Annotated in this window: 21 protein-coding genes and 1 pseudogene; 9 read left to right on the top strand and 13 right to left on the bottom strand. The window is 42.1% G+C overall.

Features of this window, described 5'->3' with window-relative positions; all coding sequences use genetic code 11:
• Window positions 1-35: 35 nt before the first annotated feature.
• On the top strand, window positions 36-632 hold the full coding sequence (locus PYW33_RS09870; protein WP_004646520.1) for a phosphatase PAP2 family protein: 597 nt from the start codon (window positions 36-38) through the stop codon (window positions 630-632).
• A 75-nt stretch (window positions 633-707) separates the two neighbouring features.
• Here the strand turns inward: PYW33_RS09870 and proB are convergent, their stop codons facing one another.
• The 3 genes from proB to PYW33_RS09885 all read right to left on the bottom strand — a co-directional run bounded on the left by proB (window position 708) and on the right by PYW33_RS09885 (window position 3,550).
• A complete protein-coding gene (gene proB / locus PYW33_RS09875) occupies window positions 708-1,841 on the bottom strand; it encodes a glutamate 5-kinase (protein ID WP_004279682.1) in 1,134 nt (377 codons plus the stop codon).
• Window positions 1,842-1,868: 27 nt separating this feature from the next.
• Window positions 1,869-3,086, bottom strand: coding sequence for an Obg family GTPase CgtA (gene cgtA / locus PYW33_RS09880; RefSeq protein WP_004646519.1), 1,218 nt, complete (start codon window positions 3,084-3,086; stop codon window positions 1,869-1,871).
• Window positions 3,087-3,253: 167 nt separating this feature from the next.
• Window positions 3,254-3,550, bottom strand: a complete 297-nt coding sequence (locus tag PYW33_RS09885) for a hypothetical protein (protein WP_004646518.1) — start codon at window positions 3,548-3,550, stop codon at window positions 3,254-3,256.
• On the opposite strand from PYW33_RS09885, the pseudogene PYW33_RS09890 reads away from it, so the two are divergent.
• A pseudogene (locus tag PYW33_RS09890) lies at window positions 3,537-4,302 on the top strand (IS5-like element ISAba31 family transposase). The gene PYW33_RS09885 and the pseudogene PYW33_RS09890 sit on opposite strands and share 14 nt — an antisense overlap.
• A 3-nt stretch (window positions 4,303-4,305) precedes the next feature.
• Here the strand turns inward: PYW33_RS09890 and PYW33_RS09895 are convergent.
• From PYW33_RS09895 to uvrB, 8 genes are all read right to left on the bottom strand, one after another.
• The gene (locus PYW33_RS09895; RefSeq protein WP_004646515.1) at window positions 4,306-4,689 is read right to left on the bottom strand and encodes a hypothetical protein; all 384 of its coding nucleotides are present in this window, start codon (window positions 4,687-4,689) and stop codon (window positions 4,306-4,308) included.
• Window positions 4,690-4,719: 30 nt separating this feature from the next.
• Entirely contained in the window at window positions 4,720-5,094 is a 375-nt protein-coding gene (locus PYW33_RS09900; protein ID WP_004646514.1) for a winged helix-turn-helix transcriptional regulator, read from the bottom strand.
• A gap of 182 nt (window positions 5,095-5,276) precedes the next feature.
• Window positions 5,277-6,734 carry a glyceraldehyde-3-phosphate dehydrogenase gene (locus PYW33_RS09905; protein WP_004279679.1) on the bottom strand — a complete coding sequence of 486 codons (1,458 nt, stop codon included), beginning with the start codon at window positions 6,732-6,734 and terminating at the stop codon, window positions 5,277-5,279.
• Window positions 6,735-7,010: 276 nt separating this feature from the next.
• Window positions 7,011-8,270, bottom strand: a complete 1,260-nt coding sequence (locus tag PYW33_RS09910; protein ID WP_228127477.1) for a hypothetical protein — start codon at window positions 8,268-8,270, stop codon at window positions 7,011-7,013.
• Window positions 8,177-8,740 carry a hypothetical protein gene (locus PYW33_RS09915; RefSeq protein ID WP_004646512.1) on the bottom strand — a complete coding sequence of 188 codons (564 nt, stop codon included), beginning with the start codon at window positions 8,738-8,740 and terminating at the stop codon, window positions 8,177-8,179. The genes PYW33_RS09910 and PYW33_RS09915 overlap by 94 nt, the downstream gene beginning before the upstream one ends.
• A gap of 109 nt (window positions 8,741-8,849) precedes the next feature.
• Window positions 8,850-9,788, bottom strand: a complete 939-nt coding sequence (gene rarD / locus PYW33_RS09920) for an EamA family transporter RarD (protein ID WP_004646511.1) — start codon at window positions 9,786-9,788, stop codon at window positions 8,850-8,852.
• Window positions 9,789-9,950: 162 nt separating this feature from the next.
• The gene (locus PYW33_RS09925; protein ID WP_004279677.1) at window positions 9,951-10,538 is read right to left on the bottom strand and encodes a lipocalin family protein; all 588 of its coding nucleotides are present in this window, start codon (window positions 10,536-10,538) and stop codon (window positions 9,951-9,953) included.
• A gap of 144 nt (window positions 10,539-10,682) precedes the next feature.
• The gene (gene uvrB, locus PYW33_RS09930) at window positions 10,683-12,704 is read right to left on the bottom strand and encodes an excinuclease ABC subunit UvrB (protein WP_004646510.1); all 2,022 of its coding nucleotides are present in this window, start codon (window positions 12,702-12,704) and stop codon (window positions 10,683-10,685) included.
• Window positions 12,705-13,066: 362 nt separating this feature from the next.
• Here uvrB and PYW33_RS09935 point away from each other — a divergent pair, with 362 nt between their 5' ends.
• On the top strand, window positions 13,067-13,855 hold the full coding sequence (locus tag PYW33_RS09935) for an A1S_2505 family phage non-structural protein (RefSeq protein WP_004646509.1): 789 nt from the start codon (window positions 13,067-13,069) through the stop codon (window positions 13,853-13,855).
• 287 nt (window positions 13,856-14,142) lie between these two features.
• Here PYW33_RS09935 and PYW33_RS09940 read toward each other — a convergent pair whose 3' ends face one another.
• Window positions 14,143-14,322, bottom strand: coding sequence for a hypothetical protein (locus PYW33_RS09940; protein WP_004646507.1), 180 nt, complete (start codon window positions 14,320-14,322; stop codon window positions 14,143-14,145).
• A 449-nt stretch (window positions 14,323-14,771) separates the two neighbouring features.
• Here PYW33_RS09940 and PYW33_RS09945 point away from each other — a divergent pair, with 449 nt between their 5' ends.
• From PYW33_RS09945 to PYW33_RS09965, 5 genes are all read left to right on the top strand, one after another.
• Complete coding sequence (locus PYW33_RS09945; RefSeq protein WP_004646506.1) at window positions 14,772-15,869, top strand: OmpW/AlkL family protein; 1,098 nt, start codon at window positions 14,772-14,774, stop codon at window positions 15,867-15,869.
• A 156-nt stretch (window positions 15,870-16,025) separates the two neighbouring features.
• Window positions 16,026-17,240, top strand: a complete 1,215-nt coding sequence (locus PYW33_RS09950; protein ID WP_004646505.1) for an MFS transporter — start codon at window positions 16,026-16,028, stop codon at window positions 17,238-17,240.
• Window positions 17,233-17,367, top strand: a complete 135-nt coding sequence (locus tag PYW33_RS09955; RefSeq protein WP_004646503.1) for a hypothetical protein — start codon at window positions 17,233-17,235, stop codon at window positions 17,365-17,367. The genes PYW33_RS09950 and PYW33_RS09955 overlap by 8 nt, the downstream gene beginning before the upstream one ends.
• Before the next feature lie 178 nt (window positions 17,368-17,545).
• Window positions 17,546-18,511: a TauD/TfdA dioxygenase family protein gene (locus PYW33_RS09960; protein WP_004646502.1), complete on the top strand. Its 966-nt coding sequence runs from the start codon at window positions 17,546-17,548 to the stop codon at window positions 18,509-18,511.
• A gap of 279 nt (window positions 18,512-18,790) precedes the next feature.
• The gene (locus PYW33_RS09965; RefSeq protein WP_004279668.1) at window positions 18,791-19,120 is read left to right on the top strand and encodes a four-helix bundle copper-binding protein; all 330 of its coding nucleotides are present in this window, start codon (window positions 18,791-18,793) and stop codon (window positions 19,118-19,120) included.
• A 96-nt stretch (window positions 19,121-19,216) separates the two neighbouring features.
• Here the strand turns inward: PYW33_RS09965 and sthA are convergent, their stop codons facing one another.
• Window positions 19,217-20,632 carry a Si-specific NAD(P)(+) transhydrogenase gene (gene sthA / locus PYW33_RS09970; RefSeq protein WP_004646501.1) on the bottom strand — a complete coding sequence of 472 codons (1,416 nt, stop codon included), beginning with the start codon at window positions 20,630-20,632 and terminating at the stop codon, window positions 19,217-19,219.
• Between the two features lie 213 nt (window positions 20,633-20,845).
• On the opposite strand from sthA, the gene lipA reads away from it, so the two are divergent.
• A complete protein-coding gene (gene lipA / locus PYW33_RS09975; RefSeq protein WP_004646500.1) occupies window positions 20,846-21,859 on the top strand; it encodes a lipoyl synthase in 1,014 nt (337 codons plus the stop codon).
• Window positions 21,860-22,015: the final 156 nt, after the last annotated feature.

Here is a 22,015-nt window from a genome sequence, read left to right on the forward strand (position 1 = left end):
AGAGTAACGGACATTTATTCCAGTCTTCTCTGCTCATGTCTCTTGATCAACTAAACCTTTCCCTGTTTCATGTTCTCAATGTACCTGATCAAGCCTCGATCTGGATAATCAACTATGCCTCCCTGATTGCGCATGACCTGGTTTATCTTTTTTTGCTGATTTTTGCTATTGCCTGGTTCCGTGGTAGTTACCAAGTAAAAACAGGGATTATTAAAGCCTTCATCTTTACAGCTATTACATTATTGATGAGTGAAGTATTGTCTGCGGTACTCAATACCCCACGCCCGTTTGTGATGGATGTTGGTCGCACCCTGATTGAACATGCACCGACTGGTTCTTTTCCCAGCAACCATATGAGTATTTTTAGTGGGATTGCCTTCGCCTATTATTTTTCACCGCAGCGAGACTTGGGAAGAATTCTAATCTGGACAGCTTGGCTGGTAGCGTGGTCGCGTGTTTATGTCGGTGTGCATTTTCCGATTGATATGCTGGGTGCGTTTCTGATGGCAATAACAGTAAATTTAGCTGGATTACCATTGTGGTGGAAATATGAGAATCAAATCATGAACTTTATTTTGGGTATTCATTATTGGTTATTTTCGCCTTTAATTCGAATGGGCTGGATTAAATAAATATAATTAAAATGTCATAAAAAATCCCGCTCGAAAGCGGGACTTTTTGAATCTCTAAACTTGAATCTGAATAACTCAATAAATCGCCATATGATTGCGATGAATCATTTCCAGCGAACGCGCTTCACCTAACACCTGATGCACTTTATCTGATGCCAGACCACGAACGATATCTGCTGAACGCGAACTGAAATTGACACGCCCTACAGCAATCCGGTGACCTTGTGTATCAACACATTCCACCACATCACCACGTTCGAAGTGACCTTCAACAGCTTTGACGCCTACAGGCAACAAGCTACGATGATTGTCTTTAATGGCTTTTACTGCACCATCATCAATCACCAAACGACCTGCGGTTTGCAAGTGAGCCGCCAACCATTGCTGATGCGCTGTCATCCGGTCTTTGTCAGTGACAAATAAGGTGCCTAACAATTCGCCAGACATTAGACGTGATAGAACACCATCACTATCACCACTTGCAATTAAGGTCGGACAGCCCGACTTTGCAGCCAGACGTGCAGCACGAACTTTGGTCAGCATGCCACCACGACCAAATTTACCGCCTCCACCGGCCATATCAAACAGACTTTCATCCATCGCACGTACGGTATGGAACAGTTTGGCATCTGGATTAGACCGTGGGTCTGAGTCAAACATCCCTTCCTGATCCGTTAAGATAATCAGAAGGTCTGCATGAACCTGACCTGCCACCATGGCCGCAAGCGTGTCGTTGTCACCAAAGCGAATTTCGTCAGTCGAAACCGTGTCATTTTCATTGATCACCGGAATCACGCGCCAATCAATCAGGTTCTGCAAGGCATCACATGAGTTGAGGTAGCGACGACGATCTGCCAGATCATCATGGGTTAACAATACTTGCGCAGTTCGAATCTGATGCTTCTCAAGTACGCTTGACCAGGTATGAATCAGGCCCATCTGACCGATGGCAGCACAAGCCTGAAGACTGGGTAGATCGGTGGGTCGATTCTCAAGTTTCATTCGAACCATACCTTCAGCCACAGCACCGGAAGACACCAGAATAATCTCGTGTCCTGCATTGTGTAGATCTGCGATTTGTCCCGCCCAATGCGAGATAGCATCTAAATCTAAACCTTGTCCGTTTGCTGTGAGTAAAGATGATCCGATTTTAACAACGATTCGTTTACAACCCTTGAGCTGACGTTGCCCATCTACCACTTCTATCATCTTGTCCTCAGACTCTTCTCTCAGAGATTAGCGTACGTAGTACACTTCCACATCACTATCATCATCGCCATCTTCATCATCTTCGTCATCACCCAGAATACCGGCAAGACGTTGCTGACGACGCATCTCACGATACGCTTCTTTTGCAGCGATGGTTTGTTCACGTGTTTCAGCTTCAAGCTGATCACGGAATGCTTTCATTTCTGCTGCATATTCTTGATCTTCAGCTTCGCGTTCACGTTGCTCTTCGATCTGATCCATCAGGTAGTAAACCACGTCTTTGGTGCCTTCAGCCGTTAAGCCAGAAGTCTCAAAAACTGGGCCTTCCCACTGCAATTCTTCAAGAATATGGGTGCACCATTCTTCACGTGTTTCTTCAGCCAACTGATCGACTTTGTTCAGCACCAATACGATCGGCAGTTTTGAAAGCGTTGGGGAGAAATTTTCTAACTCTTTCATAATTGCTTTAGCATTATGTGCCGGATCTGAGCCATCAATCGGCTGTACGTCAACGATGTGTAACAAGATACGGGTACGCGCCAAGTGCTTCAGGAAGCGAATCCCAAGACCTGCACCTTCAGATGCGCCTTCGATCAGGCCCGGAATATCCGCCATCACGAATGAACGGTGACTATCGGCATCGACCACACCCAGGTTTGGCACCATGGTGGTAAATGGATAATCTGCAACTTTTGGTTTTGCTGCCGAGACTGCACGAATGAAGGTTGATTTACCCGCATTTGGCATACCCAGCAAGCCGACATCTGCCAGAACTTTAAGCTCTAGACGGATTTCACGGAATTCACCTTTTTGACCATGCGTACATTTACGTGGTGAACGGTTGGTCGATGATTTAAAGTGGGTATTACCTAAACCACCATCACCGCCTGCTGCAACTTTCACGCGTTGACCGTCTTCGATCAAGTCGCCAATAATGTCACCAGACTCTACATCTACAATTGTTGTTCCTACCGGAACTTTTAATACGGTATCTTCACCGCCACGACCAGCACAGTTCGCCCCACGGCCATTTTTTGCTCGTTCTGCACGATATTTACGTGTATAACGATAATCAACTAGCGTACTGGTGTCGTCGTCAGCCTGAATATAAATGCTGCCGCCACGACCACCATCACCACCATCTGGACCACCAAATGGCACGAATTTTTCACGGCGAAAACTGGCTACGCCATTGCCACCGTCGCCAGCCTCTACGGTAATGACTGCTTCATCAACAAAGCGCATATTGCCAATCCTCTAAAAACTTTAAAACCCCATATTCTGCCATATTTTAAAGAATTTCTCGACTATATTTATGACACAATCAATGAAGATCGTTCACCTTGCTCTGAATTTGATTCAACAAGCCTGATTGCTTTGTTTTAAAAATTAAAAATCATATAATTTTTTACTTATTTATATAAGGTGTAATTAATAAGTTGCTCTAGTATAGGATCAAATTCTATCTGAGATGTTCTAATCGTTTCTCTAGCATATTCATCAGAATTATTTTTTAAAATATTCCAATATTCAACATTACGTTCTTGCGTCTGCTGATTAAAACTTTTAGTGATTTTATACAAATTCTCATTTTTCAAATATTCATTTAAAAGAATAGGGTGTGTTGACACTTTTAGCTTAAAAAAATAGCGAAGTAGTAAAATCAAATCGCCAAACCCAATTTTACTATTCGCTATGCCTCGTACCATGCTGACAGATCAACACTGGCAAAAGTTGAAAGTTATTCTGCGTAATTTATCCATTCACCACAACTCAAATTTACGCAATTTTATTGAAGCTATTCTCTATAGAATTAGAACAGGCTGTCCGTGGCGAGATATTCCTTGCTGTTTTGGTCATTCAAACTCTATTTTCAAACGTTTTAATCGTTGGTCAAGCAGCGGTAAGTTACTTAGATTATTCAAATTACTAGCCTCATGCCCCGATATGGAGTGGATTTTTATTGATGGCTCTCATGTACGTGCTCATCAACATTCTGCCGGCATAGCGAATCAATCTATTTCTAAAAGTGTAGGAGGAAACTCCTCAAAAATACATTTGATTGTTGATGCACATGGCAATCCTATTGATTTCATGATTACCGATGGAACCACACATGATGTTAAAGTTGCACCTGATTTAATATCAACATTAGATTTAAAAGAGACAAAAGTGGTATGTGCAGATAAAGGCTATGATTCAGAACCACTGCGTGAACAGATCAGGAAAACAGGGACTAAAGCGAATATACCAAAGAAAACAAATAGCCAATCGAACAATGACCATATGGACTGGTATTTATATAAAATCAGGCATTTAGTTGAAAATATATTTTGTAGATTAAAGCAATTTAGAGGAATAGCTACTCGATATGACAAGCTCAAAAGAAATTATCAAAGTTCTGTTGCTTTAGCCTGTATATTTTTATGGCTACCTTTATAGGGTTAATTATGAACAGTAAATGTCAACAGACCCTAGTAGATTTCTTAATTTGTATTCTTAAATCATGAAATTCATTAATATTTTTCTGACTCTTTTCGAAGCTGATATTGCTTACACAAAAACCGCTAAATATTTCATTATTAAGTGTTCTTAATTCTAATATGTTAGTGGTTATATCTTTAGCTAAGATCGCTACAACCTCACTCCCTTTCTGCTCTCGCCAACTGTTATATGTCATCAATACTGCAACAGGTGCAAAGATCGCTGCTGACCAAAGCAAGAGATTGGTTGCTAAAGTAATATCAACTTCTAAAAGTTTAAAGATTGCATATATTGCTATGCATAAAACTAAAATAATTGCGTACACTGCTAATAGAGTAGCAACCAGATTTTCTGACTTTTTCATGTCATTGCTCCGCCCCAAAAGCAATTCACCCTATTTTGCTACGCGCGCTTTATTCTCTACAATATCTGGCAGACTTTTCTCAATCCAGCCAATTAAATACATGATTTTTTCAGCCGCTTGTGAACCGGTAATCGTCAATTGATATTCCACTTTTGGCGGCACCACCGGATAAACCGTTCTCAAAATAAAACCATCCTGCTCCAGCATTTTTAAAGTCTGGGACAACATTTTTTCACTTACCCCTTCAATCCTCTGTTTCAGTTCACTGAAACGATGCACCCCTTCACTCAGGCAACGCAAAACCAAGACCGACCATTTATTGGCAAGGTGTTCCAATATTTCACGTGATGGACATTCAGTTGATAAAACCTGCCCCAGTAACGGGCTGATTGCATAATTTGTCATACTATTCTCACAATATTTTTATTACTTACTCATTTTAATATACTTACTCTTTGTAAGTTATCAGATTAATATTTCACCAGCAAGTAGATTTCTTGATTCTTACTAGATTGGGAACAATCCGCTGTAAATAAAAATCATAAAAAAAGAGCCTCAAATGAGACTCTTTTTTTGCTAAATACTAATTATGCATTAGTTTCAGCAGGAACTTTTGGATAGCTTACACCGCCCATTTGTTCAGCAATACGCAATACCTGGCAGCTATAACCCACTTCGTTATCATACCAAACATAAGCAGTTAAACGGTTGCCTGAAGTGATCGTTGCTTGCGCGTCGAATACACCTGCAGTGCGTGAACCGATAAAGTCAGAAGATACCACTTCAGTCGAGTTGGTATAACCGATTTGACCTTGCAGGCTAGAACCGATTGAAATCTGACGAATGTATTCATTCACTTCATCACGATCAACGTCTTGACCTAAAGTCAGGTTAAGAATCGCAAGAGATACGTTTGGTGTAGGTACACGTACAGAGTTACCTGTCAATTTACCTTGAAGAGCTGGAAGCGCTTTCGCTACTGCTTTCGCTGCACCAGTTTCAGTAATGACCATGTTCAATGTTGCAGCACGACCACGACGGTCTGCTTTATGGTAGTTATCGATCAAGTTCTGGTCGTTCGTGAACGAGTGAACTGTTTCAACATGACCATTCAACACTGTGTATTTGTCATGCAATACTTTCAGTGTAGGTGTAATCGCGTTAGTCGTACAGCTTGCAGCAGAGATGATCGTATCTTCATCAAGGATATCCGCTTGGTTTACACCGTAAACTACGTTCTTCATGTCACCTTTACCAGGTGCAGTCAAAATCACACGAGCAGCGCCCGGGCATTTAAGGTGTTGAGCAAGGCCTTCAGCATCACGCCATTTACCCGTGTTGTCGATCACAAGTGCATTGTTGATACCGTATGCAGTGTAATCTACTTCAGAAGGATTAGAAGCATAAATCACTTTGATGAAGTTACCGTTGGCAATGATTGCTTCGTTTTCTTCATCTACAGAAATTGTGCCTGCAAATGGACCGTGAATAGAGTCACGACGAAGTAAAGAAGCACGTTTTTCCAAATCACCATCAGATGATTTACGAACAACGATTGCTTTCAGGCTAAGACCACGACCCAGACCTGATTGACCAATCATCAAACGTGCCAGGATACGACCGATACGACCGAAACCATAAAGAACCACATCTTTATGTTCTACAGCAGCAGCATTGCCTTCGATCGATTTAACAGCGTCTGCAACAAATGCATCGATGTCGCCGCCTTTTTCTTTAAATTCAACAGCAAGTTTACCCAGATCAACTTCAGCAGAACCGATGTTTTCTACTTTCACCAATGCTTCAAGAATTGGGAAAGTATCAACTACAGAAAGTTCAACGTCCAGTACGCGAGTACGGCGGTGTGCTTTCAAAATCTGAATCACAGAGCGGTTAATTAAAGAGCGACCATAAACTGTAGCTACAATATTTTTTTCACGATATAACTGGCCAACAAGGGCAATCATACGTTCCGCAAGTTCTTCACGGTTTTTCCAGCGACCTTGGTGTTCTGCATGGAGGGCAACAATAGTGTCTTTGCTCACAGATACGTCCTCTAATTAATTGTAAATCTAAGCATAAATTTCTAAACCCGACAATTGTAATGGAATTGGCCGCAAGTTTGAATCAAAAGCTCGTTGAGACGGGTGGTTTTTAACGTATATTCACTATAAATTTCAAAAATAGTTGTAATTAGCTGAATGATTTTGCATCCGAAAATGCTAAAGACCACTATTTTTCAGTACCTGACACAAATTTGTTAAATGTTGTTTATTCAAACAAATCTAAATTTCAAAATTTAGCGTCCCGCCCTGTTCAGGCTAGATTCTACTCCCTGCTGAAAAATTCATGTCCAGACTCATGGAGGCATTGAAGTTTTCTACATCGAAATCATCATAGGTTTCGGGCAAGTGAATAAGCAAAGGTAAACGGGTCAGGCCATTATCCCCAGAGGGAAAAGCATAGTGGCGATCAACCTGCTGCAAATGCTGCAAACTTTCAAATTCCAGAAATACACTACAGTTTTCATGTGTTCTTGGCACCTGAATAATTTCCAGAAACATACTGCGCTTTAACTGCTGTAATTGGTTGAGCGCGGTATCAATTGCCTCATCGAAATTATTTTTACGCCATAACTTTTTAAATACGGATTTTTTCTCTTCATCCACTTTTTGCCGCTGCAGTGTATTAATATATTTTTTCAGATCCCGGTATTGCTGTACATTTTCAGAAATCGTATTTTGAATATCCAGAACAGCCTGCTGTGAACGCTGATGCATGACTTGCCATTCATTACGGTGGGTAGGAATAAAGGTTTCCGCTTTACGCTTTTCCAGTAAACGGATAAAAGCCAGCAGTTTATATTCAAAATTCTGGATGTACTGATTAAACATGAAACCCGGCTGGGACTTGAAATCGCGGTAATAGGCCAGAATTTCTGTAAATATTTTATGGACATGCAGATACAGATAATCAAACTCTTCAAGATGCGACAAATGATCACGAATGGCATCCCGCATCGGCAAAAGCAATTCACGCGTCATAATTTCTTCAAACTGCTTCAGGTGACGTTGTGCCACCACATCGGCATTTTTCTCTACGACTTGAATGGGCTCAACCAGTAAAGGTAATAACTTCTGTTCAGACACCTGTTCCAGTGTATTTACAATGTCGATTACATCCAAATGAATCTGACTCTGTAAAGTCACCATTCGCTGCATTTGCGATTTCAGGGTTTCTACCACCGCTTCATCCATGTCATCCTGCAGCTCCAGAATCAGGATATTCAGATAAACCTGATCTTCAAGTACACCTTTTTCTTCAATCAGGAAACGACGAATAGAATACGGGTTTTGCTGCACATCCATCACCGGCGCAACGATAAATAGAAATTGCGAGGTACGGACAATATCAAAATGACGAATCTGCTGCTCTTTAATCAGGAAATAACGGAAAAGTGGATGCGTCATTTCTGCAGTCTGTTTTTTTAATAGCGGCTTATACCAATAACCCAACAATTGCTGCTTGATAAAAACTTCAATAATAAAGTATTTAATGTGCTGTTCGGTAAGCTGACGCACCCCTTCAACCGGCTGTAAGCGGAGGCCGCGAAAATTTCAGCAGCATTTAATAAAAATGTACGACGCAGTTCCAGCTTTTCACGCTGCATCTGAAAATTTTCATTGACGTCAATTTTATCGATTTGTTCAAGTACGTTTTCTAAGTAGTCCGCGATTTGCAAGCTATCATTCAAACCCTGCAAACTTTTCAGTGACAGGCCAAAGGTACTGGCATAGTAACGCATCCGGTCATTGAGAAATTTTTGGCTAAGGCGTTCTACCGAATGTTGAGCCTGATAACGGTATTGATCCACTTCTTGATCCCAAAGAATTTTCTTGGGCTTTAAAATTTGAAAATCAATACTTTCTTTTAATTCTGGCGAAACTTCTGCCAGAATAGTACGAAGCTCTCGCTCCCAATTTAAATCCAGACTTGGTTCCAGTTGTGATAAACGTGCACGTAACTGATATGGAATCGCAATCTGTGACATGTTTATCCCCTTAAAATATAGAAAACATTCTTTTAAACAAAATGGTAGACGATTTTGAAAATAATCAGGTCAATATTGTCTGACGAATATAATGCTTATGCAAACCACATTATTCATTATTTTTTCTGATTTTTTCTAGCTGTGCGGCTTTATTTACCAGCTCATTTTTTTTCAGCTGCTGCTGTTTTAAATGCAATATTCCTTCCACAACCAGCAGTAAAACAGCTAGCCAGATTGGGATGTAGGTCAACCACTCACCTGATTCCACGCGCTCACCCAGCGCCATCGAGGCAAAAGCGAGCAGTACCGGCTCTAGATAGCTCAACAGCCCAAAGATGACAAAGGGCAAATATCGGCTGGCCAAAATATAGCTACCCAAACCGAGCGCACTTAAAAAGCCTAATCCAAGAACTGCCAGGATCAAATGAGAATGACTCAACATAAGCGACATAGAATCGCTATAGATAAAGCCCAAATAAAATGCCACAGGCAAAATCAGAAATAGATCCCACCAGAATCCACCAAGATGATCGGTCGCGAATTTACGCCGCATAAAGAAATAAAGTGGATAAGCTAAAGCGACATAGACCGTTTCCCATGCGATTGAACCGATCCGCCAGATTTCATGCCCTACCCCCAACATTGCCAGAGCAACGGCGACCATCTGGAAAGATGACAATTTTTCTTTATAAAGCACACAGCCGACCAGCACCATCACCAGAGGTAGCAGAAAATAACCGAGCGAGACTTCGAGGCCACGGCCATTGATAGGTCCCCATAGAAATAACCACAATTGCGTGGTACACAACAGTGAACTGATCAGCAACCAGATCAAGAATGAAGGCTGTTGCAACACCCGCTTAAAGATATTGCTAATATGTTTCAGATCACCCGACCACCACATAAAGGCTGTGAGGAATGGTAAAGTCGCCAGCATACGCCAAGCAAAAGTCTGTTCACTATCTAAAGGCTGTAAAAAAGGCGTAAATACATACAGCACTCCAAAAACCACAGAGGCCAAGACAGATAACGCGATGCCTTTATACATAGTTAAACTCTACTTTCATTCGCCGGCATTATAACGATTAGTACAATAGAAAGCTTGATGCTTCATCTATTTAAAATGTAGTTATCTCTCGATTTTAGATTGTCTTTCGACTCATAAAATAAAAAACCATGCCATAGCATGGTTCCCATTAAGACGATCTTTTTATCTTTGAGTTTGTTTAGTATGAATTACATCACTCAGGTCATAACCGACAGACTGTGCATATTGTAAATATTCATTTACCACATTTTTATCCAATTGAGGATCACGTGAGAGTATCCACATATATTTACGTTTTGGCTCACCGACCAGAACAGTTTGATAATTTTCATCCAGTTTTAAGACCCAATAATCGCCACGAGCGACCGGAATCCAACGAATAAAGTCTGGTAAGAAACTGACTTTTAACTTGGTATTCTGCGGTGGATTTTGCACAAATGCCTCGCCCAATGACTGGGTTTGTCCACCATCTTTTTTAATGCAGCGGTTATCCACCACGATATTGCCATTTTCATTTAAAGTATAGGTCGCTGTGACATCGCGATCACACTTGTTTTGAAAATACAAAGGTTTGCGTGCTACTTCGTACCATGTTCCCAGATAACGGTCCAGTTCAACTTTCTCAATGGTCGGTAATGGCTCGTCTTTCGCATAAGCCATGGTAGCGGCGCCCAAACCAAGAAGAACCGCACTACCCACCGCAATTTTTGCCAGCTTTAATCCAGTACGTGAAAATTTTTGAGTTGTCATAAAGATACCTATTGCATGTTCACAAAATATTTATTTAAAAATTTCTGTTCATACAATAGCTTTATCCAATTCCTAAATTTGTTACATTATGTTTTCTTTGTGATTGATTTTACGTCATTTAAATAAGATTTAATGCAACAACAATCAATCAAACATCTGGGCTTTTAAACGCACAATTTCATCACGCATACGCGCAGCCTGCTCAAACTGAAGCTCTTTGGAAGCTTTCAGCATTTCCTTTTCAAGCTTGTTAATGTGTTTCGCAAACATTTTTGGATCTGCCATGATATGCCGCTCATCTGCACTGATCGCACGTGCCTGATCCGAGGCTTTCAATTCAATTAAATCATCATCCAATACTTCACCGGTATCAATTTCCTTGATCACCTGACGCACTGCACTGCGCGGGGTAATGCCATGTTCTTCATTAAACTGAATCTGCTTGGCACGACGACGGTCTGTCTCATCAATGGCTTTCTGCATCGAATCAGTGATTCGGTCTGCATACAGAATCGCCTTACCTTTCAGGTTACGTGCAGCGCGGCCAATGGTCTGAATGAGAGAGCGCTCGGAACGCAGGAAACCTTCTTTATCCGCATCCAGAATGGCGACCAGTGACACTTCCGGCATATCCAGCCCTTCACGTAGCAGGTTAATCCCAACCAGTACATCATGCACCCCAGTACGCAGTTCATGAATGATTTTGACACGTTCAACAGTATCGATATCCGAGTGTAAATAAGCGACCTTAATCCCGTATTCTTTCAAATAAGAGGTTAAATCTTCAGCCATACGCTTGGTCAAGGTTGTAACCAGCACCCGCTCATTAATATCTTTACGCAAATTAATTTCTGAAAGCACATCATCGACTTGCGTCAGAACTGGACGGATTTCAATTTCTGGATCAATCAGACCAGTTGGACGTACCACCTGCTCGACAATCTGTTGGGATTTTTCCAGCTCGTAACGTGCGGGCGTTGCGCTGACATAAACAGTCGTCGGCACAATCCGTTCCCATTCCTCAAATTTCATCGGCCGGTTATCCAGCGCGCTTGGCAAACGGAACCCGTAATTCACCAGATTTTCTTTACGCGAACGGTCGCCCTTATACATGGCGCCAATCTGCGGCACCGTCACATGTGACTCATCAATAATCAGCAAGGCATCATCCGGAATATAATCGAACAAGGTTGGTGGTGCTTCACCCGCAGGACGGCCCGACAAATGCCGTGAATAGTTTTCAATGCCGTTGGTATAACCCAGTTGTTGCATCATTTCCAGATCATAGCGTGTGCGCTGCTCGATGCGCTGGGCTTCCAGCAGCTTGTCATTTTCACGGAAGAACACCAGTCGCTCTTTGAGTTCGTCTCGGATGGTTTCAATCGCACGGGATAAATTGTCTTTCGGCGTAACATAATGGCTTTTAGGATAAATAGTGACGCGAGGCACTTTACGAACCATTTTCCCGGTCAGCGGATCAAACCAGCGAATGGAGTCAACTTCATCATCAAACAGTTCAATCCGGATCGCATCCTGATCCGATTCTGCCGGGAAAATATCAATAATTTCGCCGCGAATACGATAAGTACCACGCAGAAATTCCAGTTCGTTACGCGAATACTGCATCTCGACCAGACGGCGAATAATATCATCACGGCCAATGCGATCGCCTTCCACCACATGCAGCAACATGCTCATATAGGCATTCGGATCACCCAAACCATAAATGGCAGACACCGATGCGACAATAATCGCATCACGTCGCTCTAAGAGTGAACGGGTCGCGGAAAGGCGCATCTGGTCAATATGGTCATTAATTGCAGCATCTTTCTCGATAAAAGTATCTGAAGATGGAACATAGGCTTCTGGCTGATAATAATCATAATAACTGACAAAATACTCAACGGCGTTATTCGGGAAAAACGCTTTAAATTCGCCGTAAAGCTGCGCAGCCAAGGTTTTGTTATGTGCCATGACTATGGTCGGACGCTGGGTCTGGGCAATGACATTGGCCATGGTATAGGTCTTACCAGAGCCTGTTACCCCCAGTAAAAGCTGATCATGAAAACCCTGTTCAATGCCTTTGACCAGCTTTGCAATGGCCTGTGGCTGATCGCCTGCTGGTTGATAACTGGTCACTAATTCAAAGGGCTTTTTATCACTCATAGCTTTCGCTGACTTCGCTGCGGATATAGATTTGATTTATTATGAGGGTAAATTGGAATTACTCAATCCCTGCTTAGGTTTCTGTTTGGTAAAATAAAACAATATTACTATTCATTATTTGTTAGCGCTTTAATCGCTATCTGCTTTGAAAAATCATTAATAAAATATACAGTTACAAAGGGAATAAATACAGAACAAACTAATCATTTTCAGCCAGCAGCTTTATTTGGGCGTACTCGGTATCCTGTTTTGGCTTATGGGTGAAATACTCTATCTGTTTGGCTAGTCCGGCACAATTTTGCCTTGACCCCTTTTCATTTCAAAGGCAACATGAAGATCAGGATGGCCTAGAATCGACAATTATGACTTACCACTATCACGATGAAAGTATTGTTAAATCCCTTCCGGAAAATACGGTTTTTGTTTTTGGCAGCAACTTGGCTGGACAACACGGTGGTGGAGCAGCCAGAACGGCACTTGAGCATTTTGGTGCAGTCATGGGCGTGGGTCGTGGCTGGGCGGGTCAGAGCTATGCCATTCCCACCATGAACGAGCATTTGCAACAAATGCCGCTCTCACAAATCCAGCACTATATTGATGACTTTAAGATTTACACCAAAAATCATCCTAAAAATAAATATTTTATTACTTCCTTGGGCTGTGGGATCGCAGGTTATAAGGTCGAGGAAATTGCACCGATGTTTAAAGGCATCTCACGCAATGTCATTTTCCCGCAATCTTTCCGTCCTTTTGTCGAAAAGCCGCTGCCAAAATTAAGCGCAAATTTTTTACACACCATATTCCGTGATTCGGTCATTTTAACTCCGGCCAGTGATGAGTTGATTGAAGAACTGCCTTTGACCGAAAATGAAAAAAGCTTGGCGAGAATTATTTTAAATACCCAGATCTATCCGACCGACAGCAATGGGCGGGAACGTGTCTTTGAAATTGAAGATATCCTGCACAACCTGAATACCAAGCTGGTCGATTTTCAGAGCCATTCAGAAGGTGCCATGTTGTTTGGAGGCGTGATTTTAGCACTCCTAGAACTTTATAATATTAACGAGAAAGATTTTATTGATGTCTGGCAAGGTGAGCGAGAAATTGCGCCACCGAAACCGGAAAATAAAGCGCGTAAAAGCATTCGTTAGTGCTATCAAAATATCTTTCAAAAAAGCCAATGTTTGAATTGGCTTTTTTTATGGACGGCTAAAATGTCGAATATGAAATCAACCAGGTGTGGATTTTATTTTGGTCGGCATTTAGAGAGCTTAAATATTTCGTTTGCTTTATTAAGAATAAAATTGAAAAAAATTTGGATAAATCTGAGTTTTAATTTCTTTTTGTTCGAAAATTAAATCAAATATTGATCACTAACTCCCTAAAAAAATTCCATAAAAAAAGCCATGATTTATCATAGCTTTTTGAGTCTGATCAATTAGCGTTTGCCCATTGAACGGCGAGTGCCACGTGGTGGCATCCAGGTACGGTCAGCATAACGCTGTGGTCTTGGTCTTAAATCTTCCAGAACTTCTTCTGCAGCATTTTGCTCTGCCTGTTTGATCGGGAAAGGTAAATTAACCAGGGGCTTTTTTTTGGGAGGAGTTTGGGTGCTCATGTGATTCACTCAATAATATATGCAGCTATTGTACAAAAAAACTCAGTCGACTGGGTAGCAGGATCTTGGATAAATTCATATGCTTTTGTTTTTGAAAAATAAAAAATGATCCCGTGATGGTAAATGCTTGAATCAATGCAGCCTAAAATTTACCTAAACTCTTCTCTATATCTTCCATGATAAAAATTCATAGGATTGAAATTTTAACGCTCTCAAGAGTAAATTTTCTTCACTTTTATACTTCAGCTAGTAGGGTAAAGTAATGATTTTTACATACTACTCATTTCTTAAAACTCAAGAGAGATAAACAAAAAATATACATCGGTTACCAATATTAACCATCGCTTAACTTTTGACCTGTTGTTCTATAACTGAATTTTTTAAGGCAATTCACATAATTAGTTAACTAGAAAAACGAATAAACAAACTGGACATGGAGTTCCAAATCAATGAAAACATTGCTGGCATGTATGGCAGGCCTAGCCACTTTACCTATGGTCGCGCATGCAGATTCCCCTTATTTTAGCTTGCAAGATGGAGATGGCTTTAAGCGCTTTTCGGTATCGGTCGGTGCATTGCATGTGATGCCGCAAGGCAAGGCCCAGCCCTTTAAAGTGAATACTGCTGTCAAAGAAGGTGAAACATCACAAGTAGGTGATATCTCAATTGACTCTGTGAAAAATAATCTTGATCCAGACATGGATCCAAACCTTTCCTCTGTTTTTGTTAATATTCTGGATCGACTTGGTACAGAAACACTGCCTGCAGCGCTCAGTGGGCGAGCTGAAATTTATGGACTGGAAAGCTGGAATAATCCTGGTACTGGCCTGGAAGCGGATGATGTCACCACTTTAGGCATCATGACCAATTACTATTTTACCGATAATATTTCTTTTGAAATGAAAGCCGGCATTCCACCTAAAGTAGACTTGCAAGGCAGTGGTAAAATTTATGCTCCTTTCTCTGCGCTTGCGACTCCAAGTCTTGATTTGATTCCACAAATTCCAGGTGGAATTGATTTACCCGGCATTGAATTAAAAAATGATATTCTCATTACTGATCTGGAAGCTTATGGGCCGGCCGCCTCTGCCCGCGCCTGGACACCTGCCTTTGAATTCCAGTATCACTTTGGTAAAACAGGGATCAATAAATTCCGGCCTTATGTCGGCTTAGGTGTGATGTATGCCTATTTCAATGAACTGGAAATTAACTCACGTACCGAGCAGGACCTGATTGCTGCCGGACATATGATTGCCAACATTAAACGAAACAAAGCAGGTGCTTCTCTAGATGGTACGCCAAATGAAGGGGCCGATCCAAAAGTCAAACTTGAAGCATCCGATGCTTTCGCGCCCGTGGCCACGGTCGGCTTTAGCTATGACTTTAATGACACCTGGTTTGCTGTAGGTTCAGTCTCTTATGCACATCTAAAAAATGACACGACAATTACAGTGACAGATGCAAATCTAGGTGAACTGATTCGCTCTAAAGCCGATATCGAAGTCAATCCGATTCTGGCCTATGCCGGGATTGGGATGCGTTTCTAAGCTCAATATCCGATTTTTAATTAAAACGGCTTCGGCCGTTTTTTTAGGCTTAATATATTAATAAAAAAAATTTATCTTTTGATCAATATTTATTTAATCGCCTCTATTGCTTGAATCGAATACTATACATATCAACTTTATAGGCATGAATGACGTATGGCTGACAGTCAATTTTCCAAAGCTCTTATTTTTATGCTGATTGGCTCTGCCATCATTCTGGCACTGTCATTGGGTGTACGTCATGCATTTGGCTTGTATCTGGTGCCGATGAGCGAAGAATTTGGCTGGGGTCATAATGTTTTTAGCCTGGCCATTGCCATGCAAAACCTGATCTGGGGTGCAGTTCAGCCGATTACCGGGGCATTTGCCGATAAATATGGCAGCAAGATTGTGGTAGCTGTAGGCGGAGCCTTATATTCAATTGGTCTACTGTTGATGGCAGTTAGCTCGACCGGCTTACTGTTAAATCTGAGTGTCGGTTTAATTTTAGGTCTAGCCCTGTCAGCTACTTCATTTCCGGTGTTATTGTCTGCGGTCGGGCGTGCTGCCCCACCAGAAAAGCGCAGTTTGGCGATGGGTATTGCCAGTGCCGCAGGTTCTTTTGGTCAGTTTATTATGCTGCCTTCGACCCTGCTACTATTACAGAATGTCGGCTGGTCAGCGGCGCTGGTGGTCAGTGCCATTTTAATTGCACTGATTGTGCCATTGGCCTGGATGCTGAAAGCACCGATGTATGTTAATCCCAACGCAGCCTCTACCTCCAATAAAGTCTCACTCAGCTTTAAACAGATTCTGCTGGTAGTGAAAAATCATAAACCCTTTTGGTTTCTGGCCATGGGCTTTTTTGTTTGTGGTTTTCAGGTCGTTTTTATTGGCATCCACCTGCCGGGCTATCTGATTGATCATGGCTTTAATGCCACAACTGGTACAATTTTCTTAGCCTTAGTGGGTTTGTTTAATGTGGTAGGCACCTATACGGCCGGCTGGCTTGGTGGCAAATATTCCAAACCGCATCTGTTAATGGGATTATATGCCCTGCGTGGAATTGCGATTATTGCTTTTCTCATGCTGCCTCTCAGCACATGGACAGTCTATACCTTTGGTGTCATTATGGGACTACTCTGGTTATCAACCGTTCCGCTGACCAATGGTATTGTGGCGAATATGTTCGGGGTGAAATATCTGACCATGCTCAGTGGCATTGTGTTCTTTACCCATCAGGTTGGCTCGTTTTTCGGTGGCTGGCTCGGTGGAGTCAACCATGATTTGAGCGGCAATTATAATGCGGTGTGGATGCTATCAATTGTCCTCAGCATTTTTGGCGTACTGGTGCATTTCTGGGTCAATGAGGAGCAAATCGTCCATGACTGATTCTCTACTGAAACTCAAACTCTCGATTGTGGTGGCAATCCTGCTTTTACTGGCTTTGTCGATTGGCCTGTGGTTACAAACCCCTCAGCTGTTTGAATATTTTAATCAGGCTTTCTGCGCACACTAAACTGTCGAAATATCCTCAGCAGAAAATGCGCAATCCATCGCACAATAAGTTAAATGTTTCAAAATCAACTGAATAGTAAAAATAACAGATTATTCATAAACTTATCATTTCTTTTGATTTTATTTCAGTCTGGAATTTTCTTAGATTTTGATCAATAAGAAAATTCTGAGACTTGATAATGACCAGCTTAACCCAACTTTCACAAGCGATTCATGATGCTCCACGCTGGCATCAGCAAGATCAATTTCAACATCCGGATGAAATCAAGATTGTACCGCAAACCGGTCAGGCCTTAGGTGCAGTGGTCTATGGCTTGGATGCCCGTAAAGTCCAATCATCCAAAACCATTTTAAAGTTAAAACAGGCGCTGGCCGAGCATCTGATTTTGATCTTTAAGCAGCAAAGTCTGGATGATTTACAATACTTGGCGTTTTCAACTTATTTCGGTTCCATTTTCCGCCCAGGTGCAGATACACCGGTACTGGCTGCGCAGTCGGATAGCGGCATTCCACCCGATGTCGTGCCGGTGTCCAATGCCGTCGGTCAGGGAGATTACACTGGGCATGGTGAACTAACTCCACATGCCGATCATCAATGGACACCATTACCCTCTTTTGGCTCCCTTCTGTATGCAATTGAACTGCCTCAGGACGGCGGACAGACCAGCTGGATCAACACCATTAAAGCCTATGATGCACTCGATGAAGCAACCAAGGTAGAGATCGATCAGCTACAACTGATTACTTACAACCCTTTCGTGCGCCGTCAAAAAACCAGAGATCAAACTGATGATCAAGGTTATGGTTCAAGCCCATTGTATCGTTTTAAAGATCAACCGATTTTAAGCCATGCTTATCCACATCCACTGGTGCGCACTCATCCTGAATCCGGCCGTAAAGCGCTTTGGCTAAACACCCATACCGAAGTCGAGCTGGTCAATTATGATGATCAGGCTGGCAGTCAACTGATCGCCAAATTACGTGAGCATATTTCGAAACCTGAATTCGCTTATGAACATCACTGGGAAATTGGCGATATCGTGTTCTGGGATAATCAGGTGACCTTACACTCACGCCGTCCATTCCCGGCAGATCAGCGCCGTTTATTGAAACGCATCAGTCTGGCGGGTAGCCGTCCGTTTTAATAATAAAAACGAGAATAACGAGAAAGGTAGAGCTAGTTTAACCCTTCAAAAATTACGATTCATCATGTCGATCTTCCACCATTGAGACTTTGACCGCCTCAATGGTTTTTTATTTTCAAATAAAAAAATTAATTCCAACTATCGCTCATGATCCAGTAGATCTCTAACAAAACAAAGTAGCTGTTTACTTTTCCTCACCTAATCTACCTAGTGTATTTTCCTTTTTCTGCTTAGCTTATTAGAAAATCAGCAACAAACCTATGGAAAGAGGAAACGACAATGAATCAGCTTCAATTTTCAGATTGTGTTCAAACCTGTATGAACTGTTCCCTGGCCTGTGCCAACTGTGCCAGTGCCTGTCTTAAAGAAGAAGATCTGGAGATGATGCGGGAGTGTATCCAGCGCTGTCTGGACTGTGCAGATATCTGTCAGTTGTGTGCCCGTATGGAACAAAAGCAATCTCCATTCATGCATGAAATATGTGAACTTTGTGCGAAAGCCTGTGACTACTGTGTAGAAGAATGTGGTCATCATGAAGATGAACATTGTCAGCAATGTGCCGAAGCATGCCGCCGCTGTGCTGAAGAATGCCGAAAAATGGCGGCTTAAAAATTCGATTTGATCAACTTGACTGACTTAATCACTTCCAATAAAAAAACCGCAAGTGAAGACTTGCGGTTTTTCTGTCTAAGTCAAATATCTCACTTAGAATAAACGGTTCATACCATTCAGTGTGGCTACACGATACGCTTCAGCCATAGTCGGATAGTTAAACGTGGTTTCTACGAAGTACTTGATGGTATTGTTCGGGCTGTTCATGACTGCCTGACCAATATGGATAATTTCAGAGGCATTATTACCGAAGCAATGTACACCCAAAACTTCCAGTGTTTCACGATGGAACAGAATCTTTAATTCGCCCATAGTATCTCCGGTAATCTGTGCACGTGCCAAATGACGGAATGATGCCTGACCGACTTCATACGGAATCTTTTCTTCAGTCAGCTGCTGTTCAGTCTTACCAATCGAAGAAATCTCAGGAATGGTGTAAATCCCGGTTGGAATATCAGTCACCGGCGCAACGTCTTTCTCGCCGCTCATATTGGCACCCGCGCAACGACCTTGGTCATAGGCAGCAGAGGCTAGTGAAGGCCAACCGATTACATCACCGGCAGCGTAGATATTTTCTACTTCAGTCTGATATTGATCATTCACAGTCAATTGACCACGGCTGTTCGGTTTCAGGCCGACATTTTCAAGGCCTAGACCATCGGTATTGCCTGAACGGCCATTACACCACAAAATCGCGTCGGCTTTAATTTTCTTGCCGCTTTGCGTGTGCATCACCACATGGTCGTCAAATGTTTCTAAAAAGTCGATCTGTTCATTATGACGAATCAGCACACCCTGTTCACGCAAGTGATAAGACAGCGCATCAGAGATTTCATCATCCAGATAGCTTAAAAGTTTGTGTTGGGTGTTGATCAGGTCAACTTTATGTCCCAAACCAATAAAGATCGAGGCATATTCACAACCGATTACACCTGCGCCATAAATGATGATTTTCTGGATGGAATAGTCCAGATCCAGAATTTTGTCTGAATCAAATACACGTGGATGATTAAAATCAAGAATGTCTGGACGATATGGACGCGAGCCGCTGGCAATGACCAGTTGCTTAAACATCAGCGTTTCTTTAATGCCATCTGGGTTAAATACAAAAATGGTATTTTGATCCTGAATGTAGGCACGACCATGATAAATATCAATTTTATTGCGGTCGTAGAAACGTGAATGTGTATCTACTTGTTGTTGAATAACTTTATGTGCATGACGCAACACTTGCTTCATAGTGAACTGCTTCCAGTCCCCAACTTTTTGAAACAGTGGATCACGTTGATAACGGATAATACTGGATACTGTTTGACGCAATGCTTTACTTGGAATCGTACCGACATGGGTACAGTTACCACCCAGCTGTTCACGCATCTCAACGATTGCAACACGCTTACCAGATTTGGCAAGTTTCATTGCCGCGCCTTCGCCCGCAGGGCCCGAACCTAGAACTACCGCATCATATTTAACGAAAGTCCCACTAACGACCTCTTTTTTACGTGGCATTCAACGCTCCTCAAAATTAAAAAATTCACTTTAATCTACACTCTTATTATGACGTAAATCCTGTTGATTTGGTGTATTTAACTCACATATATTGCTTGATAAGAACATTTTTTAAATGAATACCCCTTTTTGCCCTATTTAGAACGAAGTCCGTTATAATAACTGCGCTATCTTTGAGTATCTCCCCCTTCAAAAACAGTGGAAAAGTTGAATATGTCTGAAAACCGTAAACCTGAACAGGGCGTCAAACTTCGCGGTGCGGAAAAAGTTGCCCGCATTCCTGTAAAAGTTGTTCCTACGGTTGAAACGCCACGCAAGCCGGACTGGATCCGGGTGAAAATGGCGGCACCTGAAGAAGTTCAACGTATTAAAACTACATTACGTCAGCAAAAATTACATACGGTGTGCGAAGAAGCCGCCTGTCCAAACCTGCCTGAATGTTTTGGTGGCGGTACTGCGACCTTTATGATTATGGGTGATATCTGTACCCGTCGCTGTCCATTCTGTGATGTGGCTCATGGCCGTCCAAATGCACTGGATGCAGATGAACCGCGTCATATGGCTGAGACCATTGCCAACCTGGGTTTGAAATATGCGGTAATCACTTCGGTAGACCGTGATGATTTACTGGATGGCGGTGCACAGCATTTTGTCGATTGTATTAAAGAAGCACGTGCTCTAAGCCCAAATACCTTACTCGAAATTCTGGTGCCGGACTTCCGTGGCCGTATGGATATCGCGCTGCGTATCATGACTGAATGTCCGCCAGATGTGTTTAACCACAATATCGAAACTGTACCGCGTTTATATAAAGCCATGCGTCCAGGTTCTGACTATCAACACTCTTTAAACCTGCTGAAAATGTTTAAAGAATACTGCCCGGACGTACCAACCAAATGTGGTCTGATGGTGGGTATTGGTGAAACTGAAGAAGAAGTACTTGCCCTGCTTGATGATTTACATGCGCATGGCGTGGACTATGTAACCATTGGTCAGTATTTGCAGCCTTCAAAAGAACATGCAGCGATTGACCGCTTCGTAACACCTGAAGAATTCGGGCGTTATACCGAACATGGTCAAAAACTGGGCTTCCGTAATATCTGGGCAGCACCAATGGTTCGTTCAAGCTACTTTGCCGACCGCCAATACTACGGCGAACCTGTACCAGCAGTGCGTCGTAAAGTGGATCCTGCCAAAAAAATTGCAGTTCAGGCCATTGAAGCTTAATCCTGTTTAAACCAATGAAATAAAAGCCCTCTCTTGTAGAGGGTTTTTTTATTTCTTCAATTTAAATTTTTACTGAGTGTTAAACCCCCATTTTTTATTTTAGATAAGATTAAGTCATTACTTATCTTCACATTTCTTTGCGCGTTCTCACTTGAA

Source organism: Acinetobacter lwoffii (assembly GCF_029024105.1).
GTDB classification, from domain to species: domain Bacteria; phylum Pseudomonadota; class Gammaproteobacteria; order Pseudomonadales; family Moraxellaceae; genus Acinetobacter; species Acinetobacter lwoffii.